Source organism: Provencibacterium massiliense (assembly GCF_900169495.1).
Lineage (GTDB): Bacteria > Bacillota > Clostridia > Oscillospirales > Ruminococcaceae > Harryflintia > Harryflintia acetispora.
Genome location: NZ_FWCH01000012.1, coordinates 1,431,375 through 1,455,662 on the forward strand (window position 1 = coordinate 1,431,375; position 24,288 = coordinate 1,455,662).

A 24,288-nucleotide genomic window follows, 5' to 3' on the forward strand; every position below is an offset into this window, starting at 1 on the left:
CATTATCAATTTGTGTATTTAGACAAAAAGTCTAAATTTAGGAGAAAACGAATTGACTTTATGTCGAATTTGGAATATCCTATTTTTGGATTAAATATATTGTATACATCATACAAGCTATTGATGCTTTGCAGGAGGTTCAGGATGAAGACCATCAACATTCCCTATTACACTTCGAGTCTTCCGCTTCACATCGAAGAAGAGCATCTCGCCGCGGTGATCACCGCCAAGATGCACGAATACGACCCCGGCAAGAGCGAAGAGGAGCTGGTGCGCGAGGCGCTGCAAAACCCCATCGGCACGCCCCGGCTGCGCGAGCTGGCGAAGGGCAAGCACAAGGTGGTGCTGGTCACGAGCGACCACACCCGCGCGGTCCCCAGCAAGATCACCCTGCCGATCCTGCTCGCGGAGATCCGCGAGGGGAACCCCGAGGCGGACATCACCATCCTGATCGCGACCGGGCTGCACCGGGCCACGACCGAGGCGGAGCAGCGCAAGATGTTCGGCGATCAGATCGTGGACAACGAGAAGATCGCCATCAACGACGCCTTTCAGCCCGAGGACTTTACCTACGTCTGCGCCCTCCCCTCGGGGGCGGGCTTCCAGTGCAACAAGCTGGCGGTCGAATGCGACCTGCTGCTGACCGAAGGGTTCATCGAGCCGCACTTCTTCGCCGGCTTCTCGGGCGGGCGCAAGAGCATCCTCCCGGGGATCTGCTCGCAGGAGACGGTCAACGAGAACCACTCCTTCAAGGCGATCGCCTCGCCCTATGCCGCCACCGGGGTGCTGGAGCACAACCCGATCCACGAGGATATGATCTTCGCCGCGCGCAAGGTCAACGTGCAGTTCACCTTCAACGTCGCGCTGGATGGGAAAAAGAAGATCGTTGCCGCCTTCGCCGGGGACCTCGAGGAGTCCCACGCCAAGGGGGTCGAATTCATCCGCGAGATGTCCCAGTGCCCGAGTATCACCGGCGACATCGTGATCACCTCCAACGGTGGGTATCCGCTGGACCAGAACCTCTACCAGTCGCCCAAGGCGGTCGCCACCGCCGAGGCTTGCGCCGGGGAGGATGGGGTGATCATCATGTGCTGCTCCTGCTTTGACGGGATGGGCGGCACCCACTTTGAAAAGCTGATCGTCGCGGGGACCCCCGAGGAGATCGAGGCGGACCTCTCGAAGATTCCGCCCAAGGAGACCATCCCCGAGCAGTGGTGCGCGCAGATCTACTCGCGCATCCTCAAAAAGCACAAGGTCATCCTGGTGACCACCTACCTGGATCACGAACTGGTCAAAAAGGCCAATATGATCCCGGCCTCCAGCCCCGACGAGGCGCTGGCCATGGCGCGGGAGATGAAGGGCCAGGACGCAAAGGTGGTCGTCATCCCGGACGGCGTTTCGGTACTGGCGGTCAAAGAGTAACTATTATCAAGCGGGAAAGGAAGCGATGGCTATGGCGCTGAATCTGGCGCTCAAGGTTCACGATCAGGACAACGTGGCGACCATCTTCGCCAATGGGATTGTCGACGGCACAAAGGTAGAAGTGCGCGACAAGAAGGGACAAAGCGAGATCATCACCGTGCACGGCGACGTGCCCTACGGACACAAGATCGCCCTGTGCGACATCCATAAGGGCGAGCAGATCACCAAGTACGGCGAGGAGATCGGCGTCGCCACCGCCGAAATTGGGAAGGGCGACTACGTGCATGTGCACAACCTGGACAGCATGCGTGGGCGCGGCGATCTGTAAGGAGGGATCAGAGGCTATGGAATTTTTAGGATATAAACGGGCAAACGGCAAGGTCGGCTCCCGCAACCACGTTGCGGTAATCCCCAGCGTCATCTGCGCCAACGACGTGGCGCAGGCCATCGTCGGCCAGGTGCAGGGGACGGTCGGCTACTTCCACCACCAGGGCTGCTGCCAGCTGCCGCCCGACCTGGACCGGGTGACCGACACCCTCTGCGCGCTCGGCTGCTCGCCCAACGTGGGCGCGGCGCTCGTCGTCAGCCTCGGCTGCGAGGGGACCGACCACGAGCGGCTGGTGCAGACGATTGCAGCGTCCGGCAAGCCGGTTGAGATCATCCACATCCAGGAGCTGGGCGGCGCCAGCCGGGCCATCCAGGCGGGGATCGACGCGGCTCAGAAGCTGGTCATCGAAATCTCCACCCAGCAGCGCCAGACGGTCGACATCTCCAACGTGGTGATGGCCATCAAGTGCGGCGCGTCCGACACCACCAGCGGCATGGCTTCCAACTGCGTGGTCGGCTACGTGGCCGACAAGCTGGTGGACCTGGGCGGCACCGTGGTGTTCGGCGAGACCACCGAGTTTCTGGGCGGCGAGCATCTGCTGGCGCGCCGCGCGGTCAACAAGGAGGTCGCGGACAAGATATACGAAATTGTGGGCAACATGGAGGCCAGGGCGAAGTCCCTGGGGTGCGACATGCGCAAGGGCCAGCCCACCCCGGGCAACATCGAGGGGGGCCTGTCCTCCATCGAGGAGAAGAGCCTCGGGGCCATCGTCAAGTCCGGCACCCGCCCGATCCAGGGCGTACTCGGCTATTCCGACATGGTGACCGACCAGAAGGGCCTCTGGATCAAGGACACCCCCGGGCGCGAGCCGGAAATCCTCACCGGCATGGCCTGCACCGGCGCGCAGTTCATGATGTTCTCCACCGGGCGGGGCGCCCCGCAGGGCTTCCCCTCGATGCCGGTCATCAAAATCTGCGGCAACCCGAACACCTATGAGCGGATGATCCACGACATGGACCTCAACGCCGGGCGGATCATCACGGGTGAAAAAACCATCGAAGAGGTCGGCGAGGAGGCCTTCGCCCTGCTTTTGCGGGTGCTGAACGGCGAGTACACCAAGAACGAGGCCATCAAGTACTTCAACTCGATCGACATCTACACCATGGGCCCGGTCATTTGATTTTCGTTTTCCCGGTCCCGGCAGGGGCGAGCGCGCCGGGGCCACGCAATACATATCCTATCCCACCACCCTAAAATTAAGGAGGAGAGTAGTTTATGAATCCCGTAATCGCAATGCTAATCGGCGTCATCGTGATGATGGTCCTCATCATCTTTACCCGTATGCACGCCTTCCCCTCGCTGATCATTTCAGCGATTCTGATCGGTATCCTGTCCGGCGTTCCGCTGGGCGAGTCCATTTCCACCGTGACCTCTGGCTTCGGCGGCACGATGGCAAGTATAGGCATCGTCATCGGCTTCGGATGCATCATGGGCATCTTTTTGGAGAAGAGCGGCGCGGCCAAGCGCATGGCCTTGACCATCCTCAAGATGGTCGGCGTCAAGCGCGCGGACGTGGTGCTGGGCCTGACCGGCTTCGTGGTCTCCATCCCGGTGTTCTGTGACTCCGGCTTCGTCATCCTTTCTTCCCTGGCCAAGGAGTTCTCCCGCCTGACCAAGAAATCCATGGTCGGACTGGGCGGCATCCTGGGCATGGGCCTTTACATCACCCACTTCATGGTTCCCCCGACCCCCGGCCCGCTGGCCGTGGTCGGCACCTTCCAGCAGGAAGGCCTGGCGGTGGACCTCGGTATGTTCATCATCTACGGGCTGCTCCTGTCCATCCCGCTGTTCATCTTCTCGGTCTTCCTCTTCCGCTGGTTCGGCAACAAGTATCCGCAGTTCGTCGTTCCCAGCGAGATCGACCGCAGCAAATACACCGAAGCGCAGCTCAAGGTCCTGGATATGATCGAAGCGAAGACCAACGCCGGCAAGGAGCTGGAAAACAGCGACTTCGAGGCATTGCTGAGCACCGAGAAGCTCCCGGGCGCCGGGATCTCCTTCACCATCCTGCTTCTGCCGGTGGTCCTGATCCTCTGCAACACCATCGTCGGGCAGATCGCTTCCCTCGAGGGGACCATGCTCGCCTCGATCGTTACCTTCCTCGGCAACCCCGTCATCGCGCTGTTCATCTCCCTGTGCCTGGGCGCGTTCGTCCTGGCCAAGGACCTGCCGAATAAGATCGTCAACGACATGATGAACCTGGCGCTCAAAGACGCCGGCCCGATCATCTGCATCACCGCCGCCGGCGGCGCCCTGGGCGCGGTCGTCAAGGCGACCGGCGCTGCGCAGATCATGGCCGACGGGATCGTCGCCATCGGTATCCCCGGCATCCTGGTCCCGCTGCTCATCGGCTGCATCATGCGCTTCCCGCAGGGCTCCGGCACCACCGCTATGATCACCGGCTCGGCCATCATCGCCCCGATGGTTCTCACCCTGGGGATCAACCCCTACCTCGCGGGCCTGGCCGTCTGTCTGACCGCGATGTGCCCCTCGTTCCTCAACGACAGCTATTTCCACGTCGTCACCAACTTCAGCGGCATGGACATCAAGACCAGCCTCAAGACCTGGACCATGGGTTCGATCGCCGTCCCGGTCTTCGGCTCGATCATCATCTGTATTCTCAGCATATTCTTCCATTAAGAGTACCTTCCTGTTGGGATAGGAGGATACGTATTTTGTGCCACCCTCCCGGATGACACAAATGCGCCCCCGGCGAAAAGCCGGGGGCGCATACTTATTGTCAAGCCATAGAACGGTTACCGTTTGTCCTCCGCCTGCTGTTTCTTCTTTTCCAGGTATTCGAGGATCTTCTCCTTGGCAAGCTCGAGATGGTGCTGGTTGGCGCGGTTAGCCTCCTCCAGCGCGCCGGTGAGGATGCAGTGCACGATCTCCCTGTGTTCCTCGACCGACTCGTCGAAGCGCTGCTGCCCGATCAGGGAGTAGATGCGGAACTGCTGGATCATGGTGTGCACCTTCTGGTAGCTCTCCTCGAGCAGCCGGTTGCCGCCCAGGGTGATGAACAGGTTGTGCAGCTGGGTATCCAGCTCGATATAGTGCTTGAGGCGGCCCTCGCTATGGGCGCGGGTCAGCTCGTCCACATAGCGCAGCAGCTCCTCCTTGTATTCGGGGGTCAGGTTCTTGCCCGAGTGCAGGATGGCGTAGGATTCCATCATCAGCCGCAGATCGAAGACCTCCTCGATGTCGCGCAGGGTGAACTCCTTGACGAAGACCCCTTTGTTCGGGATGTCCACCACCAGCCCGTCCCCGGCCAGCTGACGCAGCGCCTCGCGGATCGGGGAGCGGCTGACGCTCAGGCGGTTCGCCAGCTCCTTCTCCTGCAGCCACTGCCCGGGCTGGTAGGCGCCGCCGCAGATTTCCTCCTTGAGTATCTGATAGACCTGATCCTTGATGGTGCTGGCGATGGGACGATGGACGATGGCCATGATTTTGGGCTCCTTTTCGCGGTTAGCTTTTGAATTGATTGTAAAAGATATAAGCTATTATATCACATTTTACAAATCCTGCGCGAGGGGTTACAATAGCTTTATAAAAATTTCTATGGCCGACCTACGGCCATGGCTGTTTACCAGTAAAAATTTAGTAGAGGGGATGTCCCATGGGCGCGGTACTGCTCAAAGCGCTCTCCTTCGTGCTGCTGATCGCGGCAGGTTTCCTGCTCCGGCGCGCGGGGCTCTTCGGAGAGCGCGACTACCAAATTCTCGTCAGGATCGTGATGAACCTGACCCTGCCCGCGGCGGTGATTACCAACTTCGCCGGGCTCGAGCTCAGCGGCGCCCTGCTCTTCGTGGTGCTGCTCGGGCTCCTCTCCAACCTCGCCCTGTTCGGGCTGGGCTGGTGGCGCAGCCGCAGCAAGCCGGCCGGCCAGCGCGCCTTTTCGATGATGAACCTGCCCGGTTATAACATCGGCACCTTCGCCATGCCCTATATGCAGAGCTTTCTCGGCCACGGCGGGGTGGTGATCGCCTGCCTGTTCGACACCGGGAACGCCATCATGTGCACCGGCGGCTCCTACGCGCTCTGCACCGCCGCCATAGGCGGCGACGGCGGCCGCCCCCGGCTGCGCGATACGCTCAAAAAGCTCTTCACCTCGGTGCCGTTCGACGTCTACCTCTTTTTGCTCGCCTATTCGGCGCTGGGGCTCAAGGTCCCGCAGGTCGCCCTCACCCTGCTCGCCCCCTTGAACGCCGCCAACCCGGGGCTGGCCATGCTGATGATCGGGCTGATGTTCCGGTGGGAATCGAAGCCCGGCTACCTGCGCGCGGCCCTGTCGGTGGTACTGGCGCGCAACCTCTTCGCGCTGCTCGTCGCACTGGGGATTTATTTCTTCGCCCCCTTCCCTCTGGAGATCAAGCAGGTGGTGGCGGTGATCCTCTTCGCGCCCATCTCGGTGATCGCTCCGGCCTTTACCGAGCGCTGCGGCGGCGACGCGGGGCTGGCGGGATTCACAAATTCCCTGTCCATCGTGGTCAGCCTTCTGATGATGACCGGTCTCATGCTGGCGTTGGGGATCGCCTGAACTCTTAACATGAAAACGGGAGGGCCGTGCGGCCCTCCCGTTTATTGATTCCCGTTATTTTACGGTGAAGCGGTAGCGCCCCGGCGCGAGCAGGTAGCGCGCCTCCCCGCCGCTGCTCCCGAGAGAGCGCGCGTTTTGTGGCGCGCTGACGCGCGCCCCCTCCCCCGCCCTCAGGGTCAGGATGGCGGTGGTGTTCGGCGGAATGGTGAACTGGTACTCCACTTTGTCCCCCTCCATCCTCCAGCCGCTCTCCAGCGTGCCGCGCGGGGTGCGGTAGCGGCAGCAGAGCTCGCTAAGCCTCCTGTCCGGCACCGGGTGCAGCCGGATGTCCCGGTAGCCGCCCGCCTCTTCTGCATCGCAGTCGATCCCGGCGGCCACCCGGTAAATCCACTCCCCGATCGAACCGTAGGAGTAGTGGTTGAAGGAATTCATCTCGTCGCTCCAGAAGCTGCCGTCCTCCATGATCCCGTCCCAGTGCTCCCAGACGGTGGTGGCTCCCTTGCGCACCTGATAGAGCCAGGAGGGGAAGTCCTCTTTAAATAGCAGCTCGTAGGCAAGGTCCGCCCGGCCGTTTTCGCTGAGCGCAAAGCAGATGTAGGGCGCGCCGACGAAGCCGGTGTCCAGGTGCCCGCCTTTCCGTTCAATCAGCTCGGCGAGCTTCCTTACGGCCGCCGGGCGTTCACTGTCCTCGACAAGGCCGAAGACCAGCGCCAGCACCTGGGCGGTCTGGGTCTCTTCGCTCACTTCGCCATCCCGGACGAAACGTGCCCGGAAGGCGGCGCGGACCGCCCCATAGAGCGCCTCATATTCCTGTGCGTCCGCCTGACGGCCCAGCAGCCGCGCCACTTTTGCCACGATCCGCGTCGAGACGGCGTAGAAGGCGGTGGCGGTATAGAGCGGGTCGGTCGCCCCGATGTAGTCCCCGGGCTTCGCATCGAGCGCCACCCAGTCGCCGAGCTGGCTGCCGCCCTCCCAGAGGCCGTTTGGGCTCTCGGCGCGCATGTAGCCGACATACCGCTTCATCGCCCCGTAGTTCTCCTCGAGGATGCGCCGATCGCCATAGGCCGTGTAGAGCACCCAGGGGCAGATGGTGACGCAGTCCCCCCAGGCCGCCGAGGTGGACTCGGGCCCGGCGCTGGCCAGGTCCCAGTCCCGCGGCAGGATGTTGGGCACCACAAAGGGCACGGCGCCGTTTGAGAACTGGTCGGCCCGCACACCCCGCAGCCACTTTTCATAGAAGAGGAAGCAGTCGAAATTGAAGCTGGCGGTGCGCGCGAAGATCTGCGCGTCCCCGGTCCAGCCGAAGCGCTCGTCGCGCTGCGGGCAGTCGAGCGGTACCTCGATAAAGTTCCCGCGCTGGCCCCAGAGGATGTTTTTATAGAGCCGCTCGATCAGAGGGTTCCCGCTGCGCAGCTCGATGGTCTGCTCCATCCCCGAATGGGCCGCCACCCCCAGGACGCTGTCCTCATTGGGCTCGCCCGGCCAGGCGACGACCTGGATATACCGGAAGCCCGAGAAGGTGAAATGCGGCTCGAAAATTTCGACGCCCTCCCCCTTCAGGATGTATTGCAGCTCCTGCTTGGCGCTCCGCAGGTTGTAGGGATAGGCGTTGCCGTCCGGACCAAGCGTCTCCACCAGGCGCAGGAAGACGAGCTCCCCTTTCCTGCCCCGCACCCGGATTCTCGGCCAGCCGACCATGTTTTGCCCGAGGTCGAGCACCCTATCCCCATTGGGGGTGCGAAGGATCTTTTGCACCCGCAGCTCACGCTGCGCCCTCACCGGCGCGCAGAGGTTGGAGACGAGCTCCCCCACCTGCGGGCTGAGTACCCGCACCGGGGACCAGCCCGCCCCGGATAAGCCCGGCTTATCCCAGCCGGGAAGCTCGAGGCGCGCGTCGTAAATCTCCCCGTCGTAGAGCTGGGAGCTGAGAATCGGCCCGCGGCGGTAGCGCCAGCGCTCATCCGAGGAGACGATTTCCTCCCGGCCGTCCTGATACCAAAGGTGCACCTGGCAGCGCAGCGCCCGCTTGTGCCCGTAAAGCTCCCGCTTCTTGTCCCAGGTGTAGGGGCCCTTGTACCACCCGTCGCCCAGGATCGCGCCGAGGGCGTTTTCCCCTTCCCCCAGCAGCTCGGTCACGTCGTAGCTCTGGTATTGCAGATGGTCCCCATAACTCGTCCAGCCGGGGGTGAGATGGTCCCGTCCCACCTTCCGCCCGTTGATGTGCGCCTCATAGAGCCCGCAGGCGGTGATGTAGAGCCGGGCGGCGCGAAGCCCGCCGCGCACCGAGAATTCCCTGCGGTAATAGTGGCAGGATTCCTCCTCGTCCCGCGCGCCGATCCAGCGCGACATCCAGGGGGAGCCGAGGAACCCGGTCTCAAAGCGCGCCTGGCTCCAGCCGGAGCATTCGTTCTCTTCGTTCCAGAGCCGCACCCGCCAAAAATAGGGGGTGCGCGCGCTGAGCGCCGCGCCCCCGTAGGGGATCCCCAGCGTCTCGAAGGACTGCACCCGTCCGCTGTCCCAGCAGAGCGCGCCGAACGTTTCCTCGGTGGAGACCTCGATCTGATAGGCGCTCTGCATGGCGCCCTGTCGCGTGCTCTCCATCTGCCAGCTCAGGCGGGGGGAGGGCGCGTCGATCCCGACCGGGTTTTCCCGGTACTCGCAGCGCAGGAAAGCCGCCTTGTCGCTTGTCAAAGATAACCCCTCCTTTTAGCCCTTGACCGCGCCGGCGGTCAGCCCTTCGATCATCACCTTGTTGAGCCCCAGATAGAGCAGGATGGTCGGCAGCGTCCCCATCGCGATGGCCGCGAAGGTCGGGCCCCAATCCCTGGCCCCGAAGCGCCCGCTGAACATCACCAACCCGGTCTGTAAGGTCTTCAGCTCGGTCGAACTGACGAAGGTCATCGAGAAGAGCAGGTCGTTCCACACGTCCATGAAGCTGATCATCAGGATGGTGACCATTGCGTTCTTGATCAGCGGCAGCATGATCTTAAAGAATACCCGGTAGATCGAGCAGCCGTCGATCACCGCCGCCTCGATCATCTCGTTGGGGATCCCCTTAAAGAAGCCGGAGAAGAGATAGATTGACATCGGCAGCCCAAAGGCGGAGAAGGCCACGATCAGGCATTCGAGGGTGTTTAAGAGGTTCGCCGTCTTGAACATCAAAAACAGCGGGATGAGCATGACCTGCACCGGGATCATGATCCCCATCAAAAACAGGGTGGAGACCGGGCCGCTGAGTTTCCAACGCATCTTGGTCAGCCCGAAGGCCGCCGGCGCGCTGAGCAGGACGATGAAGGTCAGCGAAAAGACGGTGGTGTAGATGCTGTTCCCCATAAAGGTGCTCATATGCCCCACGTTCCAGGCGTCGATGTAGTTCTGCACCTCGATCCCCTGCGGCAAAGAATAGCTCGGGGTCAGCGCGATCTCGGAGTTGGTCTTGAAGGAGGAGAGCAGCAGCCAGATGATGGGGTACAGCTCGATCAGAAGGAAGATGATCAGCAGGGTGGTCCCCACCGCACGCAGGGGGGAAACCTTCTTTTTTGTTTTTTCCATTTCGCTCCTCCTCAAATGGTATTGTCTTTGCTCAGCAGCTTGTTGATGATGAGCGAGAAGAACAGGCACTCGATCATGATGAAGATTGCAATGGTACTGCCGTAGCCGTACTGCTGGTAGACGAAGGCGGTGGTCTGCATGTACATGGTGGGCATGCGCGTGGCGTTGCCCGGGCCGCCGCCGGTCAGGGCGTAGATCGAGTCGAACACCTTGAGCGTACCGGTCATGCTCAGCACCAGGGCCATCATGATGATGGGCTTGAGCATCGGCAGCAGGATGTAGCGCACCCGCTGCGGCCCCGTGGCCCCGTCAATCTGGGAGGCCTCGATCACGTCGCCCGGGATGTCCAGAAGCCCCGAGTAGAAGAGGGTGGCGTAAAGGCCCATCGCCTTCCAGATGTCGGCGATGATACAGCAGATGAGCGCCGTCGAGCTTTCTCCCAGCCATCCCTTGGCATAGGCGCCCAGGCCCACCACCTCCAAAAGGCTGTTGAAAAGCCCGTATTGCGGCTGGATCTCGAGGATTTTGACGAACATCTGCCCGATGGCCACCGAGGGCAGCACCACCGGGAAAAAGAGGATGGTGCGCACCAGGTTCTTGTGCGAGCGCAGGCCGAACATCAGCATGAAGGCCAGCAGCAGCCCCAGCCCGATCTGCCCGGTGACCACCCCGGCGACGTATTTCAGGTTGGTGGTGACCGCCATCCAGAAGTCGCGGTCGCGAAAGAGGGTCGTGAAGTTCTGGCTCCCGACGAAGCGGAAGTCGAGCCCCGGCACCCCGTCGTACACGGTGTAGGTGGCGGACCAGACGATCGGCACCAGCACAATGCATGCATAGACCAGCATGGCCGGCAGCACGAAGGCGGCGATCGCTTTTTTGTCCCGCAGCAGCTTATCCAAGGTATGTACTCTCCCTTCCCATCAAGCAGTCAGTCCCGCCGGCCATCGGCTTTATGGCTGGCGGGACTGGCATCGTTTTTCTTAGATTCTCGGCTTGTCAGCTCAGGTGGAGGCTACTGCTTCGCCAGCTCGGTCTTGATCGCTTCGTCGCAGATCTGGCAGTATTCCTCCGGGGTGATCTCGCTGACCAGCAGGGGCTGCACGTTGTCCTCAACGGTGCTGGAAGCCTTCTGGGGGAGCTTGAATTCCAGCCAGGCGCCGGTGCCGGTCACCTTCTGCATCTCATCGAGTACGAGCTGGGTGTAGTAGCTGGTCTCGTGCTCCTCCTGCATGGTGTAGGGGGTGAGCAGGCCGAGGTTCTCCAGCGCGTAGTCGCCATAGCGCGGGAAGACGTAGGCGATCCAGTCGCGCAGCGCGTCGTCGTAGTTCTGGGCGCCGATACAGAGCGTCAGCCCGTAGTGGCACAGGTAGTCGCCGGCGCTGCCCTTGCCGTCCGGGAAGGTCGGGAAGGCCATGAGGCCCATGTCCTCGCCGATGGTGTCGCTGCCCTCGAGGCGCTCGGTGAACCAAGAACCGGTGTAGCACATGGCCGCCTTGCCGCCGAGCATCATCTCATAGGCGATGTCCTCGTCCACCGAGTTGACGCCCTCGCCGAAGTACCCCTTGGTGTTCATGTCCTGCAGGATTTTTGCGCTGTCCACCACGGTCGGGTCACTCATCGACAGCACGCCGTCGTTGATGTCCACGATGGACTGGACCCCCAGCCGCCTGAAGGTCATGTTGGCGATCCAGCGGGTGGCGCCCCACTTGCCCTTGGCGAAGAGGGCGATCGGCTGCACACCGTTATTTTTGAGCGTGTCGCACACGGCGGTGAACTCGTCCCAGGTGGTGGGCACCGTGACGCCGTTCTCCTCGAAAATTTTCTTGTTGTACCAGATGGCCTCGATGTTGTTCTCGGTCGGCAGCACCCACATCTCGTCGGTGCCCTGGAGGTTCGCCAGCCCCTGGTAGACGGACTCGGGCAGGCAGCTCTCCACCCCCGCTTCCTTTAGGACCTCGGAGGCGTTCTTGATCTGGCCGGACTTGATTAAGGACGCGTTGGTGTCGGCGCGGTCCGAGTTGAAGATGTCCGGCAGGGAGTTGGAGGACGCCAGGATCATGATCTTCTGCGGCAGATCGTTTTGCGCGATCTTCTCATTCTCGATGGTGACGCCGGGATGATCCTTCTGATATTCCTCGGTCAGGCCGTTTAACACCGCAGCGGTGTTCTGGTTGTCGTCCCAGACGGTCAGGTGATGGATCACCCGCTCGGTGGTGTCGGCGCCGCCCTCCTGCGAGGCGGCCGAGCTCTCTGCGGGCGCCGCGGCGTCGGAGCTGCTGTTTTCCAGCTTCTTGGCGGAGCACCCCGCAAACGCCGAAGCGGCACAGACGGCGGCCAGCACTGCGCTCAATACTCTTTTCGTATTCATCAATAACCCTCCCAAAATCATGGTTGTTTTGTGTAGTTTCATTGTAGCATTTGACAAAAAAATCGAATAGTGAGCTTTTTTTCTGATTCGGTGGGGGGAATTTCTGTTTTATCCTTCAGTGCCCGTGTTTATACTGGTCCGGCGTGATGCCGAAGGTTTTTTTAAAGACCTCGCTGAAGTGGCGCGCGTCGTGGAAGCCCACCTGGGAGCTCACGGCCGAAACCTTCATCCCGCGCTCCAAGAGCTCCCGGGCGTGCTCGAGACGCACCGAGGTGAGAAATTTGATATAGGTGGTGCCCACCTGCTCCTTGAAGAGCATGCTCAGATAGGTCGGGTTCATGTAGACCGCCTGCGCCAGCTCCTGCAGCGTCAGGCTCTTGTCGTAGTTTTTGAGGATATACTGCTTGGCCTCGAGCACCCCCTTGTGCATGCCGCGGCTCTTGACCTCCTGCAGCCAGTCGCACAGCCGCCCGAAAAATCCGCGCACCCACCCGCAGATCTGCCGGTAGCCGCGAAGTCTAAACAGCTCCTCATGCGGGAGGTACCCCTCCCCCAGAGTCTCCAGATAATTTTCCCCCGTCTCCTGCGCGGCCCGCAGCCCGAGATAACACAGCTCCAGGCATTCGTGGCAGAAGAGCTGGGGCGAGAGGTTCGACTTCCACCAGAAGTCCAGCAGCCCGTCCACCGCCGCCAGGGTCTCCTCCCGTTCCCCGGCGCGCAGGCGGTAGAGGATCTCCTCCTCGCGCCCGCCGCCCGCGGGCAGGGGCCCGCTTTGCACCTCGCCGATGGGGAGCACGCTGTTTTCTTCCCGAAAGAGCGCATACCGCAGCGCCTGGCGCGCCTGCAGGCAGCACAGCGGCAGGTGCAGCGGGTCGGCGCAGTCTTCCCCCACCCCGGCGAAGAAGGAATATTCCCCTTCGGCCGCGAGGGCCGAAAGCCGCCGCGTAAGGCAAAGCTCCTGCGCCCCCGGGGAGAGCAGGACGAGCAGCAGGTCACCCTCCTGCTGCAAGAAGACGGCCTGTTCGCCCTCGCGCAGCGCCCGGCGCTGGAAACTGCGGCACAGGGCGGCATATCCGTCCTGCACCGTATTGCGCGGCGCGGCATGGTTCCCTTCCCCATCCCGCTGCGCAATGCGCAGCGCGGCGGCACCCCCGCTGCGCAGGGGCGGCAGCGGCAGCCCCCGTTCCTCGAAGAAGGCGACGTACTGGCTGAAATCCTGGATTGTCCCGTCGAGCAGGGCGCGCACCGCCTGGGAGAGCGCGTCCTGCTCGGCGCGCGCCTTTGGCATATCAGAATTCCCGGCTGGCGCGCGGGAGTGCAGCAGCTTGACCGCCCGGCTGATGGCGCCGTCGATCGATTCGAGGGTGACCGGCTTTTCCAGATAGTCGAGCACGCCCAGGCTGATGGCGCTCTGGGCATAGCGGAACTCGTTGAAGCCGCTGAAAATGACGAAGACGCTCTCGGGCACAATCTCCTTGGCCCGCCGGATCATTTCCAGCCCGTCCATGACGGGCATCTGGATGTCGGTGAGCACGATCTCGGGGCGCAGACGCTCGATGAGCGCCAGCCCCTCGCTGCCGCTGCGGGCGGTACCGGCCAGCTCGACGCCGTAGCTCGACCAGTCGGCGAGTGAGCGCAGGCCCTCGAGGACCACATATTCGTCGTCCACCACAATGGCTTTCAGCATTGCTCTCCTCCTTTTGGCCCCCAGGGGCCCTCGAACTGCGCGGGCAGCCGGATGGTCACCCGCGTGCCCTGCCCCGGCCGGCTTTGGAAGGTGATCCGACCGCGCTCACCATAATAGAGCTGTACCCGTTCCACGACGTTTTGCACCCCGTAGCCCGCGTGGACCTGCGCGGTGTCCGCCATCCCCACCCCATCGTCCTCGACGGTGAAGAGGATGTCCTCCCCCTCTCTTTTCCCGCGCAGCCAGAGCGCGCCCCTGCCCTCCTTGGGCTCGAGCCCGTGGAGCACCGCGTTCTCCACAAAGGGCTGCAGGATGATCTTGATGATCTCGCACTCCAGAATTTCTTCCTCCGCCTCGATGTGGTACTCGAGCTTATCCTTGTAGCGCAGGGACTGGATGATCAGATAATTCTCCACCTGCTCAATCTCCCGGCGCACGGTGGTGGTCTCCCCGCCGCTGTTGAGGCTGATTTTAAAGACCTTGGACAGCGAGATGGCCATCTGGCCGATCTCGGGGACCTTCTGGAGGTTGGCCATCCAGTAGATGCTGTCCAGGGTATTGTAGAGGAAATGCGGGTTGATCTCGGCCTGCAGGCATTTGAGCTGCGCCTCCTTTTGGCGCAGCCGCAGCTGGGCGACGCTTTCGTTCAGTCGGTAGTTTTCCCCGATCATCTCCAAGAATTTATTCCCGATCGTCCCGATCTCGTCGTCGGAAAACTGTTCGTCAAAGACCCGCTTGCCGTCCCCGACCTCCTCGATCACCCGCTCGAGCTTATGCAGCGGCCGGTTGATGGAATTGGAGAGCAGCAAAAACAGCAGGATGGCCACCGCCGCGGTCATCACCGCCGTAAAGGCGGTGTAGCGCTTGATGGTGCCGGTATCCCGCAATAGATCGTCCAGCCTGACGGTGTGCACCAGCTGCCAGCCGGTGGCCCCGTTTTGAAAGCGGGTGGTGAAAAAGCCGCTTTCCTCGTCAAAGAGGCCGGGCGGCACCTGCTTCTTTGCCAGCGCCTCGTGAAAGGACGGGTTGTTGCAGTAGAGCAGGTTCTGCTCACGGGAGCTGCCCGCGTCGAGGATCATGTAGCAGCCCGCCGCGGTGGCATCTGCGGCATCCGTGCCGGCGCTCGGGAAGGCGGAGCGGAAGATCCGCGTGCGCACGCAGGTGATCAGTACCCCCAGCTCCTCCAGGCTGCCCGGTACCCTGACCAACTTGCCGCAGGTAAAAACCTCGTTGGCATTGGTCGGGTCGAGCACGTCGTAGCTGAAAAAGACCTCCTTCCCCTGCGCCTCGATGATCTGGCGGTACCAGTCGGTCTTGCTGACCTGGCCGAAGGAGGAGTTCAGCATGGCGCCCAGGGAGTTGACCCTGGAGCCGCCCGAATAGAGCGTGCCGTTTTGATCATAAAACCCGGCCCAGAGGATGTCGTTGAGATAGAAGGTATAGTAGCGCATCTTCTCCTGCAGCAGGGCGTCCCGCGCGCGCTTCCCGTCCGGGTCGTGCACGAAGGAGGTGTTCTGCGCCGCCAGCAAGAACTCCTGGTCATATAAAAAGGTGCGCGAAGCGCTCACGATCGAATCCAGCGTCGCCTCCAGAATCCGCCCGGAGGTCTGCAGGCTGGACTGGTAGGACCGCGTGTGGTTGCGCTCGATGATCGAGGCGGAAATCCGGTAGGACATGATCCCCAGCGCCGGCACCGAAATCAGTATCAGGAACATCATCGCCGCCAGGAACTGGTTTTTGATCTTCTTCATCCCCAGCAGCCGGGGAATACGCTCGATCAATTTGTGCATGGGTACGCTCCTCTCTATGCAAAAAGAGGAGCTAGCTCCCCTCGCTTTTTACTTAGGGCCCGGCCGTGCCCCAGGCTTTGCCTGAGACTATATTATAATTGAAGAGAACGGGCCTGTCTATTTTTGACGAATAACTTGATAAATGATCATATTCAATCATCAACATGATCATTAGAACGTCGCGCTTACCACCTAAAGCTGGGGGCAGACCAGGTCGCAAGCCGTCCCCTCGAGCAGCGCGAGGATATCCTCCCCCGGACGCTGGTCGGTGATCAGGTAATCGACATCGCCAAAGCCGCAGGTCTGGTAGAGGAAGCTGCGGTAAAACTTGGTGCTGTCGCAAAGCAGGATCTTCGTCTTGGCCCGCTTTAGCATCCGGCGCTTGACCTGGGCCTGCTCGGGATTGGCCTCGGTGATGCCGAAGCGCGGGTCCAGCCCCGAGCAGGAGAAAAATGCCACGTCGGCGCAGTAGCTGTCGAGGGATTGCAGGGTATCGCTGCCGACCAGGGAGTTGGAGCGCTCGAGCAGCCGCCCGCCGGGGAGGTAGACCTCGTGCACCCCCGCCTGGGAGAGCAGCATGGCGCTGCGCAGCCCGTTGGTGATCACCGACAGGTTCTTCACCCCCCGCAGGTAGGGCAGCATGTACCCCGCCGTGCTGCTCGAATCGAGGAATACCCGGTAGGAATCCTTGAGGAAGTAGGAGGCCAGCTCCCCAATGATCCGCTTCTGAGGCACCGCGCTCTGCTCGCGGATGGTGACGCTCAGCTCGTCGTTCCCGCCCTCGTAGAGCACCGCGCCCCCGTGGGTGCGCCGGATCAGGCCCTTGTGCTCGAGCGCGCACAGGTCCCGCCGGATGGTCGCCCCGCTGGCATAGAACCGTTCACAGAGCAGTGCCACCGAGGCTGACTTCTTGACCTGCAGGTATTCGTAAATTTCCTGCTGCCGCTGTGATTGCAGCATATCCTTCCCCTCCATTGATGTCCCAAATTGATTGTTTTTTCCTGTTTTGATGATCATATTTCAATTTACCGCTCATAAATAGACATTTTTGCTCGCGGCATTTATAATATAGCAGGAACCAGCCGTCCTGGCAAGGACGAGAAAGGAAGGGCGCTTATGCAAAAGCATGTACTGGCCATCGACCTGGGCGCGTCGAGCGGGCGGGCAATCCTCGGGCAGTATCGGGACGGGCAGCTGGGCCTCGGCGAGGTCCACCGCTTTCCAAACGATCCGGTCGCCGTCGGCGGGGAGCTCTACTGGGATTTCCTGCGCCTATTTCACGAGATCAAACAGGGGCTGCGTCATGCCGGCCGGGTGGACAGCGCGGGGATAGACACCTGGGCGGTGGACTACGGATTGCTGGACGGCGCGGGGCGCTTGCTCGCGAACCCCTACCACTACCGGGACCGGCGCACCGACGGGATTGCCGACCGGGTCTATGAAAGCGTTCCGGCCCGGGAGCTCTACGCGCGCACCGGAATCCAGTACGCCCCCTTCAACACCGTCTTCCAGCTCTGCGCCGATCTTTGGCAGCGCCCGGAGACTTTAAAGCAGGCCCGGCACATGCTGCTGCTGCCCGACCTGATCGGCTACTATCTGACCGGGCAGATGGGGGCGGAGTATACCAACGCCTCGACCACCGCGCTGCTGGGCGTACATACCCGCGGCTGGGACCGGGAGCTTTGCGGCCGCCTCTCGCTGCCCTACCGGCTCTTTTTGCCGCTGCGCCAGCCGGGTAGCGAGCTGGGGGTGCTGACCCCCGCGCTCCAGGAGGAACTGCTCCTCTCCGCAGTCCCCATCCTGTCGGTCGCCTCGCACGACACGGCCAGCGCGGTGGCCGCCCTGCCGCTGGAGGAGGGGGAGGATTGCCCCGCCTACATCAGCTGCGGGACCTGGTCGCTCTTCGGCACCGAGCTGCCCGCCCCCTTAGCGAACGAGGAAGCGCGCGCCTTAAACTTTACCAATGAGGGCGGCGTAAACGGCACCGTCCGCTTCCTCAAGAATATTATGGGCTCCTGGCTGATCCAGGAGTCCCGCCGCCAGTGGGAAAAGGAGGGGCATTCCCTCTCCTTTTCGGATCTGGAGGAGCTCGCGCAGCGCGAGGAGCCCTACCGCTCCTTCATCGACGTGGACGACCCTGTGCTTATCCAGCCCGGCGACATCCCTTCCAGGATCAAAAGCCTTTGCGCCAGGAGCGGGCAGCCGGTGCCCGAGGGGATCGGACAGGTGACCCAGTGCATCTATAGCAGCCTCGCCATGAAGTACCGCCTCACCCTCGACCAGCTGGGGCAGGTCACCGGGCGGCGCTTCCCGCTGCTGCATATGATCGGGGGCGGGATCCAGAGCAAGCTCCTCTGCCAGATGACCGCCGACTGCACCGCTATCCCCGTCGAGGCCGGGCCGGTGGAGGCGACGGCGCTCGGGAATATCGCCGTGCAGCTGATCGCGCTGCGTGCCCTGCCCGACCTTGCCGCGGCCCGGCGCTGTATCCGGCGCAGCTTCCCCGTCGCCCGCTATCTGCCGCGGGGCGACACGCTGCAGCAGAAAATCCGTTACCTGCAATACCAAAAGGCGGTCCTGCCGCCAAAAAAGGAGCTGTAATATGAAATCGGTAGAGAAGGCCTACGAGCTGGCCAAAGAGCGCTACGCCGAAATCGGCGTGGACACCGGGGAGGCGCTGAGAAGGCTCGAACAGATCAAAATCTCGATGCACTGCTGGCAGGGGGACGACGTGCGGGGCTTCCTGTTCCGGGAGCGCGCTCTCTCGGGCGGGATCCAGGCCACCGGGAATTACCCCGGCGCCGCGCGCACGCCAAGCGAGCTGCGCGCCGACATGGAGATGGCGCTGCGCCTGATCCCCGGCAAGCACAGGATCAACCTGCATTCCACCTATGCGGACACCGACGAGCGAATCGACCTCGACGAGATCGAGCCGCGCCACTATGAAAGCTGGGTACAGTGGGCCAGGGAGCAAGGGCTCGGGCTCGACTTCAACCCCACCTGCTTCTCGCACGAGAAGTCGGAGAGCGGCTTCACCCTCGCCAGCGCCGACCGCGGAATCCGCGACTTCTGGATCGAGCACTGCAAGCGCAGCCGCAGGGTCAGCGCCTATTTCGGCCGCGAGCTCCAGTCCCCGAGCGTCAACAACATCTGGATCCCGGACGGCTACAAGGACACCCCCATCGACCGGCTGGCCCCGCGCCGGAGGCTGCTTTCGGCGCTGGATGAAATCTTCCGGGAGCCGATCGATGAGCGATATAACCTCGACGCGGTGGAGAGCAAGGTCTTCGGGATCGGCAGCGAGAGCTACGTTGTGGGCTCGCACGAATTTTATCTCGGGTACGCGGTGAAGAACCAAAAGCTCCTCACCCTGGACGCCGGGCACTTCCACCCCACCGAGGTGATCAGCGGCAAAATTTCCGCCGTGCTGCTGTTTTGCAACGAGCTGCTTCTGCACGTCTCCCGCCCGGTGCGCTGGGACAGCGACCACGTGGTGATCCTGGACGACGAGCTGCAGCAGATCGCAAGCGAGCTGGTGCGCGGGGATCTGCTCTCCCGCACCCACATCGGCCTGGACTTCTTCGATGCGAGTATTAACCGGATCGCCGCCTGGGTGATCGGGATGCGCAGTATGCAAAAGGCGCTGCTGCACGCCCTGCTCGAGCCGACCGACCGGCTGCGCGAATATGAGCTTGCGGGCGACTTCACCAGCCGCCTTGCCTGGCTCGAGGAGCTCAAGGCCCTGCCCATGCAGGCGGTCTGGGATTATTTCTGCGAGAGCAGCTCGGTCCCGGCGGGGCTCGAATGGCTCGACGACATGCGCCGCTACGAGGCACAGGTCCTCGAAGCGAGAAGCTAAAGGAGGGAAATCCATGAACGATATGCTGCAGGCGCCCTTTTTAAAGGAGATGTGCGCCATCATCGGCAATATGTACCGCCTGGGCTGGGACGAGCGCAACGGCGGCAATGTCAGCCTCCTGCTGGATGAAGCCGAGGTCGCCCCCTATCTCTCCCCCGGCGGGGAGACGCGCGCCCATCCCATCGGGCTTTGCGCTTCCCCGCTGGCCGGGCGCTATCTTTTGCTGACCGGATCGGGCAAGTATTTTAAAAACGTGCCGGGCGACCCCGCGCATAACCTGGGGCTGATCCGGATCACCCCCGACGGGCTCTCCTATGAAATCCTCTGGGGCTTTCTGGAGGGTGCCAGGCCCACCAGCGAGCTGCCCACCCACCTGCTGAACCACATCGCGCGTCTTGCCGCCGACCCCGCCCACCGGGTGGTGATGCACTGCCACCCGGCCAACGTACTGGCCATGACCTACATCCACGAGCTCGAGGACCGCGCCTTCTCGCGCACCCTGTGGCAGATGAGCACCGAGTGCGTGGTGGTCTTCCCCGAAGGGGTGCGCGTCCTGCCCTGGATGCTCTGCGGGACGGTCGAGATCGGCCGGGAGACCGCCAAAAAAATCGCCGACTGCCGGGTGGTCCTCTGGGCGCACCACGGCATCTTCGCCGCCGGCGCCAGCCTGGACGAGACCTTCGGGCTGGTCGAAACGGTGGAAAAGTCGGCCGAAATCTTCATCAAGACCCGAGGCTGCCCCGTTTTGCAGACCATCCGGGACGTCGAGCTGCAAAGGCTGGCCGACGCCTTCGGCGTGCGGGTGCAGCCGGGCTACCTCGAAGCGTGAAAGCCTACAACCTCCATTTTGAAAGGGCGGGCACCTAACAAACAGGTGCCCGCCCTTTATTTTTTCACCGGTATGCCCCGGCTAGCCCTCCATACGCCGCCGCATGACGGTGATTCCCTCCAGCTCCCTATCGGCCGAAAAGCCGCATTTCAGATAAAGCTCCTTCGGCCCGTGGTAGTGCTCATAGCAATCCTTCGCTCCCCGGTTCGGATAGCCTTCGACCCACTGCGCGCCCCGCTTTTTCGCCTCCACGCAGACATGCCGCAGCAGCGCGGTGGCCACCCCCTGCGAGCGAAACGGCGGCGCAATACAAAAGCAGACCGCCGACCAGATGTTTTGCCCTTCGTCCTCGCTTTTGATGAGCCCTTCGTAGATGGACAGCCTCCGGTAGTCCCCCCGCGGCCCCGCGTTGCACCAGCCCACCGCCCGGCCGCCGGCGTAGGCAAGATAGCCGTGCATGGCGCCCTCTTCGATCATTTTCGCCGCCCGGAGGCGCCGCGCCCGCTGCCCGGCCCGGTAGAGGGCCCGGTTCTCCTCACGGTCCAGATACCCCTCCAAACAGTAGCAGGCGGCCCAGTCCGGATGATCGCAAAAGGCCGCGCCCTCGAAAAACCCGAAAAAGTCTCCCGCCCGCGCGGGGGTCAGCGCCTCGATTTGCATGCCATTCCCTCCCTTTTGATTGCTGAGCATGAGCGAAGAAATAAAAATGCTCATGGACGTAGGCCGGCCACAGGATTTTAAAAAAATAGCTCCTTGAGCTATTTTTCATTTTACTACAGTTCCGGCCTCCATTCAACATTTTGGCCTTGCGTATGATTCGAACCAATGGTAAACTGAAAGTAGAAAAATATGGAAGGTGACGTTTGGCATGGGGGAGCAATATCAGGCAGCGCTTAAAGCGATGTCCGCTTGGCTGGCGGATGAGCACAGGCTGGGCGCGCCGCCCTATAAGATCGAATGTACGGGCGACTTCCTGCTGCACGGGCTGCGTTACTACCTGTTCCGCTATAAAAAGCATTTCTGGGGCCGGTGGCTGCTGGGGGTCTGCGGCGGGTACGAGGGGGACTCTTTGGAGCACTGCGGCCACGTGCTGAGCGATAAGCGCCCCTATGACCCCGCCAAGGCCCGGGAGCAGGCCACCGCTATGGTGGAGCGGCTGCGGCCGCACCGGATGGACCAGGCGCAGGAGAAGCCGGAGCCGGCGGGCCCGTTCTTGAGCTTTGTGCTGCTGGAGCAGGACCGCTGGGACCCCCAAAAGCTGCGCCGGGACCTGGCAGGCTGGGGGATCGACTGCCCACAGGAGACGCAAGGCGGGGGCCAAAGCCTGGTGTGGGAGGTAGAGGGCATGCTTGCCGCCATCAGCCTGATGCCTTCGCCCATCCCGGGCGGGGAGGCCGAGGAGAACGCCCATTCAAATTACATGTGGCCGGGCGCCGCCGAGGCGGCGAAGGCCCATCTGGCCCACCTGGACGTGGCGGTCATAAGCCGGGGGCGGCCGCCCGAGGCGGCGGGCGCGCTGCACGTCAAGCTCTGCGCCGCCGCGCTCCTGCAAAGCGGGACGCTGGGCCTTTACACCAACGGCTCCGTGCTGCAGCCCGAATTTTACCTGGAGGCCGCCGAGCTGCTGCGCAAGGGCGAGCTGCCGATTTTAAACCTGGTCTTCGTCGGGCTTTACCGCTCCGAATCGGGGGTGGGCGGCTACACCTGCGGGCTGCGGCAATTCGGCCGCCATGAGCTGGAGGTGCTGGACAGCACCGCCGACCCCGACGAGCTGCGCAGCTTTCTCTACGACGTTGCCGGCTATGTGCTGCGCGAGCATGTCGTGCTGCACGGCGGGGAGACCGTCGGGTTTAGTACCGGACAGAAGCTGGCTCTCACCCTCTCCCCCGGCGTTTCAGTGGAGGGCGAAAGCCTGAAGGTCGCCTTTTAACCGGTTGCACCGAAAAGCCCCGCCCCTTCCAGAGGTTTGGAAGGGGCGGGGCTTTTCGGTTAGTTCTCCTGTAGGGCCGGGCCGCCTGATTGTGGTTCCCATCCGGTGCGGTGCGCCATGCGCACGGCGCGGCGGCATTTTTCCAGCAGCTCCTGAGCACCTTCCCAGTTGAGCTCCTTAGCGTTCTGGCAGAGCTTATCCTCCTGCAGCTGCGCCTGGATCACCAGCCCGTAGTAGAGCTGAGGATCGGCTCCGGGGTCGCGGCAGACCCGGGTGAGCAGCTCGGTGGTGGACAAATACTTGTTCCATAGCTGGCGGGTGGCCGTCGCCCTGCGAAACGGGAAGAAGACCTTGTTGGCCAGCAGGGCGATAAGGATTCCCAGCGCGATATAGCCCAGGCGGACCAGCGACATGTAACCGACCTGACCGAAGCCGAACATGCCCATAAAGACGGCGCCGCCGAGCGCGCCCACGGTGGAACAGGAGTAGGTCGCCGAGTAGTCGGTAAAATAAAAGGACAGATAGCCGGAGAGCATCATGACCGCCGTGCGCCCCGACGGGGAGGGGATCAGAGAGAAGAGCACAACGCTGCACAGTCCCCCGACCAGAGTGGCGACCATCCGCTTCTTGGCCTTTAAGCCCACGTCGTCGGCATAGGGCAGGGAGACCGAGGCCACTGTAAAGAGCAGCCACTTTCCATGTGGTAGGCCCAGCTGCTGGACCAGCAGCGTACAGAGTGCCAGCAGGATGCTGACCCTCAACGCGTAGACGACCCGCACCGGGCTCACACGCAGCGCGGCCTTCAGCCGCACCGAGAGCGAGAGCAGCGTCTTGCGGTATTGTTTTTTCTTTTGCGGCTGCGTCATGCTTAGCATCCGGCTGCGGATATACTGCAGGCAGTTTAAAAAGCGCTCCGCCTCGCCGTTTTGCTCCCCGTCCAGGTCCTCCCGGCAGATGGGCGCAAGGTCCGCCGTCTCGCGCAGCATATACGCGCGCAGCCGGGAGAGGCAGCATGAGATATACCGCAGCATCCCGGCGCGCGGGGGCGTGATCGGACCCTCCATTTCATAGAGCAGCAATACGAGGTTTTCCAGCCCCCGTCCCGCGTCGATCATCGCAAAGCTGGCGTCCGAAATGCACAGCGCTTTGCGGCGCCGGTCATATACGATTTGGCTCAGCTTGCACAGCTCCTCGCGAAGCTGCTCGGGATTCCGGGGCGCCCCCTTGCCCGACAGCAGGCAGCCGATGCACTCGTCGGCATGGCCGATCATCGAAACCAGCACGTCGCGGGCGGTCTCGACAACCCGTTTCCTCCCATTGATCAGCTGATAAAGGATGATACAGACCGCCCCCACAAATACGCCCAGCAGCCTTTTGGGCAGCTGGTCCGGCGTAACGGGCGAAATGAACACCAAAAACAGATAGGAGAGGATGTAGGGGAAATACAGGTGGCTGACATATTCGTAGGTAAAGGCGTAGAGGATCAAAAAAATCATGGCCAGGTTGACCGGCAGGGCGAAAACAGGGGGAGCGTTCGCCACAAAACAGGCCGCAGCTGCCATGAGGAAGAGGACGACGGTCTGGATGCACAGATGCCTGACCGGTGTGGCGGTCAGATCGCGCACCATTGAGGCGGACATCATGATGGTGAAGATGACGCCGACGATGGAGTTTTCCATCCCGAAGATTCTTTGAAACAGATTGACGAAAATAAGAATGAAAATAAAGTTTAGCGTCGCATGGCGAAAGTTTTTATGAAAGCTCGCTTTCATGCTGGCGCCGATCTGATGTACTTTTTCCAACCGGAAGATCTCCTTTCTACTCTTTATTATAGACAGTCTGCCGGGGAAAATCAAATCGGCAAGCAGCGTCGAAGGTCGATTCCGGGTATTGAGGTTGCAAACCAACTTTTAGATATTAATTAAA

General features: G+C 62.1%; 19 protein-coding genes. 9 read left to right on the top strand and 10 right to left on the bottom strand.

Annotated features, from left to right (window positions below; all coding sequences use genetic code 11):
- Window positions 1–144: 144 nt before the first annotated feature.
- The 4 genes from larA to B5477_RS11945 all read left to right on the top strand — a co-directional run bounded on the left by larA (window position 145) and on the right by B5477_RS11945 (window position 4,450).
- Window positions 145–1,422 carry a nickel-dependent lactate racemase gene (gene larA / locus B5477_RS11930; RefSeq protein ID WP_079699892.1) on the top strand — a complete coding sequence of 426 codons (1,278 nt, stop codon included), beginning with the start codon at window positions 145–147 and terminating at the stop codon, window positions 1,420–1,422.
- A 31-nt stretch (window positions 1,423–1,453) separates the two neighbouring features.
- A complete protein-coding gene (locus B5477_RS11935; RefSeq protein ID WP_079699893.1) occupies window positions 1,454–1,750 on the top strand; it encodes a UxaA family hydrolase in 297 nt (98 codons plus the stop codon).
- A gap of 16 nt (window positions 1,751–1,766) precedes the next feature.
- Window positions 1,767–2,930 carry a UxaA family hydrolase gene (locus tag B5477_RS11940; RefSeq protein WP_079699894.1) on the top strand — a complete coding sequence of 388 codons (1,164 nt, stop codon included), beginning with the start codon at window positions 1,767–1,769 and terminating at the stop codon, window positions 2,928–2,930.
- Window positions 2,931–3,025: 95 nt separating this feature from the next.
- Window positions 3,026–4,450 carry a GntP family permease gene (locus B5477_RS11945; protein WP_079699895.1) on the top strand — a complete coding sequence of 475 codons (1,425 nt, stop codon included), beginning with the start codon at window positions 3,026–3,028 and terminating at the stop codon, window positions 4,448–4,450.
- 116 nt (window positions 4,451–4,566) lie between these two features.
- Here the strand turns inward: B5477_RS11945 and B5477_RS11950 are convergent, their stop codons facing one another.
- Window positions 4,567–5,253 (bottom strand): GntR family transcriptional regulator, encoded by a 687-nt coding sequence (locus tag B5477_RS11950; RefSeq protein ID WP_079699896.1) that lies wholly within the window; start codon window positions 5,251–5,253, stop codon window positions 4,567–4,569.
- Window positions 5,254–5,426: 173 nt separating this feature from the next.
- Here B5477_RS11950 and B5477_RS11955 point away from each other — a divergent pair, with 173 nt between their 5' ends.
- Window positions 5,427–6,347: an AEC family transporter gene (locus tag B5477_RS11955; RefSeq protein WP_079699897.1), complete on the top strand. Its 921-nt coding sequence runs from the start codon at window positions 5,427–5,429 to the stop codon at window positions 6,345–6,347.
- A gap of 54 nt (window positions 6,348–6,401) precedes the next feature.
- On the opposite strand, the gene B5477_RS11960 is transcribed toward B5477_RS11955, so the two are convergent.
- From B5477_RS11960 to B5477_RS11990, 7 genes are all read right to left on the bottom strand, one after another.
- A complete protein-coding gene (locus B5477_RS11960; RefSeq protein ID WP_079699898.1) occupies window positions 6,402–9,038 on the bottom strand; it encodes an alpha-L-rhamnosidase in 2,637 nt (878 codons plus the stop codon).
- 15 nt (window positions 9,039–9,053) lie between these two features.
- A complete protein-coding gene (locus B5477_RS11965; RefSeq protein WP_079699899.1) occupies window positions 9,054–9,899 on the bottom strand; it encodes a carbohydrate ABC transporter permease in 846 nt (281 codons plus the stop codon).
- A gap of 11 nt (window positions 9,900–9,910) precedes the next feature.
- Complete coding sequence (locus B5477_RS11970) at window positions 9,911–10,798, bottom strand: carbohydrate ABC transporter permease (protein WP_079699900.1); 888 nt, start codon at window positions 10,796–10,798, stop codon at window positions 9,911–9,913.
- A gap of 113 nt (window positions 10,799–10,911) precedes the next feature.
- Window positions 10,912–12,267 (bottom strand): ABC transporter substrate-binding protein, encoded by a 1,356-nt coding sequence (locus B5477_RS11975; RefSeq protein ID WP_159449031.1) that lies wholly within the window; start codon window positions 12,265–12,267, stop codon window positions 10,912–10,914.
- Window positions 12,268–12,382: 115 nt separating this feature from the next.
- Window positions 12,383–13,954, bottom strand: coding sequence for a helix-turn-helix domain-containing protein (locus B5477_RS11980; RefSeq protein WP_079699902.1), 1,572 nt, complete (start codon window positions 13,952–13,954; stop codon window positions 12,383–12,385).
- Window positions 13,948–15,744, bottom strand: coding sequence for a sensor histidine kinase (locus tag B5477_RS11985; RefSeq protein WP_079699903.1), 1,797 nt, complete (start codon window positions 15,742–15,744; stop codon window positions 13,948–13,950). The genes B5477_RS11980 and B5477_RS11985 overlap by 7 nt, the downstream gene beginning before the upstream one ends.
- A gap of 192 nt (window positions 15,745–15,936) precedes the next feature.
- Complete coding sequence (locus B5477_RS11990; RefSeq protein WP_159449032.1) at window positions 15,937–16,704, bottom strand: DeoR/GlpR family DNA-binding transcription regulator; 768 nt, start codon at window positions 16,702–16,704, stop codon at window positions 15,937–15,939.
- 156 nt (window positions 16,705–16,860) lie between these two features.
- On the opposite strand from B5477_RS11990, the gene B5477_RS11995 reads away from it, so the two are divergent.
- Genes B5477_RS11995 through rhaD form a run of 3 tightly spaced genes read left to right on the top strand, consistent with a single transcriptional unit; the run spans window position 16,861 to window position 20,432 of the window.
- A complete protein-coding gene (locus B5477_RS11995; protein WP_079699905.1) occupies window positions 16,861–18,345 on the top strand; it encodes a rhamnulokinase in 1,485 nt (494 codons plus the stop codon).
- Between the two features lies 1 nt (window position 18,346).
- On the top strand, window positions 18,347–19,603 hold the full coding sequence (locus B5477_RS12000) for an L-rhamnose isomerase (RefSeq protein WP_079699906.1): 1,257 nt from the start codon (window positions 18,347–18,349) through the stop codon (window positions 19,601–19,603).
- 13 nt (window positions 19,604–19,616) lie between these two features.
- Window positions 19,617–20,432, top strand: a complete 816-nt coding sequence (gene rhaD, locus B5477_RS12005; RefSeq protein ID WP_079699907.1) for a rhamnulose-1-phosphate aldolase — start codon at window positions 19,617–19,619, stop codon at window positions 20,430–20,432.
- An 81-nt stretch (window positions 20,433–20,513) separates the two neighbouring features.
- On the opposite strand, the gene B5477_RS12010 is transcribed toward rhaD, so the two are convergent.
- Window positions 20,514–21,092 carry a GNAT family N-acetyltransferase gene (locus B5477_RS12010; protein WP_159449033.1) on the bottom strand — a complete coding sequence of 193 codons (579 nt, stop codon included), beginning with the start codon at window positions 21,090–21,092 and terminating at the stop codon, window positions 20,514–20,516.
- Between the two features lie 208 nt (window positions 21,093–21,300).
- Here B5477_RS12010 and B5477_RS12015 point away from each other — a divergent pair, with 208 nt between their 5' ends.
- A complete protein-coding gene (locus B5477_RS12015; protein WP_079699909.1) occupies window positions 21,301–22,362 on the top strand; it encodes a DUF4261 domain-containing protein in 1,062 nt (353 codons plus the stop codon).
- Window positions 22,363–22,421: 59 nt separating this feature from the next.
- On the opposite strand, the gene B5477_RS12020 is transcribed toward B5477_RS12015, so the two are convergent.
- Entirely contained in the window at window positions 22,422–24,164 is a 1,743-nt protein-coding gene (locus B5477_RS12020) for an FUSC family protein (RefSeq protein WP_341455999.1), read from the bottom strand.
- Between the last annotated feature and the right edge of the window lie 124 nt (window positions 24,165–24,288).

Coding starts and splice junctions, on each gene's coding strand:
- larA (WP_079699892.1), top strand. CDS start 145: ATGAAGACCATCAACATTCCCTATTACACTTCGAGTCTTCCGCTTCAC.
- B5477_RS11935 (WP_079699893.1), top strand. CDS start 1,454: ATGGCGCTGAATCTGGCGCTCAAGGTTCACGATCAGGACAACGTGGCG.
- B5477_RS11940 (WP_079699894.1), top strand. CDS start 1,767: ATGGAATTTTTAGGATATAAACGGGCAAACGGCAAGGTCGGCTCCCGC.
- B5477_RS11945 (WP_079699895.1), top strand. CDS start 3,026: ATGAATCCCGTAATCGCAATGCTAATCGGCGTCATCGTGATGATGGTC.
- B5477_RS11950 (WP_079699896.1), bottom strand. CDS start 5,253: ATGGCCATCGTCCATCGTCCCATCGCCAGCACCATCAAGGATCAGGTC.
- B5477_RS11955 (WP_079699897.1), top strand. CDS start 5,427: ATGGGCGCGGTACTGCTCAAAGCGCTCTCCTTCGTGCTGCTGATCGCG.
- B5477_RS11965 (WP_079699899.1), bottom strand. CDS start 9,899: ATGGAAAAAACAAAAAAGAAGGTTTCCCCCCTGCGTGCGGTGGGGACC.
- B5477_RS11975 (WP_159449031.1), bottom strand. CDS start 12,267: ATGAATACGAAAAGAGTATTGAGCGCAGTGCTGGCCGCCGTCTGTGCC.
- B5477_RS11980 (WP_079699902.1), bottom strand. CDS start 13,954: ATGCTGAAAGCCATTGTGGTGGACGACGAATATGTGGTCCTCGAGGGC.
- B5477_RS11985 (WP_079699903.1), bottom strand. CDS start 15,744: ATGCACAAATTGATCGAGCGTATTCCCCGGCTGCTGGGGATGAAGAAG.
- B5477_RS11990 (WP_159449032.1), bottom strand. CDS start 16,704: ATGCTGCAATCACAGCGGCAGCAGGAAATTTACGAATACCTGCAGGTC.
- B5477_RS11995 (WP_079699905.1), top strand. CDS start 16,861: ATGCAAAAGCATGTACTGGCCATCGACCTGGGCGCGTCGAGCGGGCGG.
- B5477_RS12000 (WP_079699906.1), top strand. CDS start 18,347: ATGAAATCGGTAGAGAAGGCCTACGAGCTGGCCAAAGAGCGCTACGCC.
- rhaD (WP_079699907.1), top strand. CDS start 19,617: ATGAACGATATGCTGCAGGCGCCCTTTTTAAAGGAGATGTGCGCCATC.
- B5477_RS12010 (WP_159449033.1), bottom strand. CDS start 21,092: ATGCAAATCGAGGCGCTGACCCCCGCGCGGGCGGGAGACTTTTTCGGG.
- B5477_RS12015 (WP_079699909.1), top strand. CDS start 21,301: ATGGGGGAGCAATATCAGGCAGCGCTTAAAGCGATGTCCGCTTGGCTG.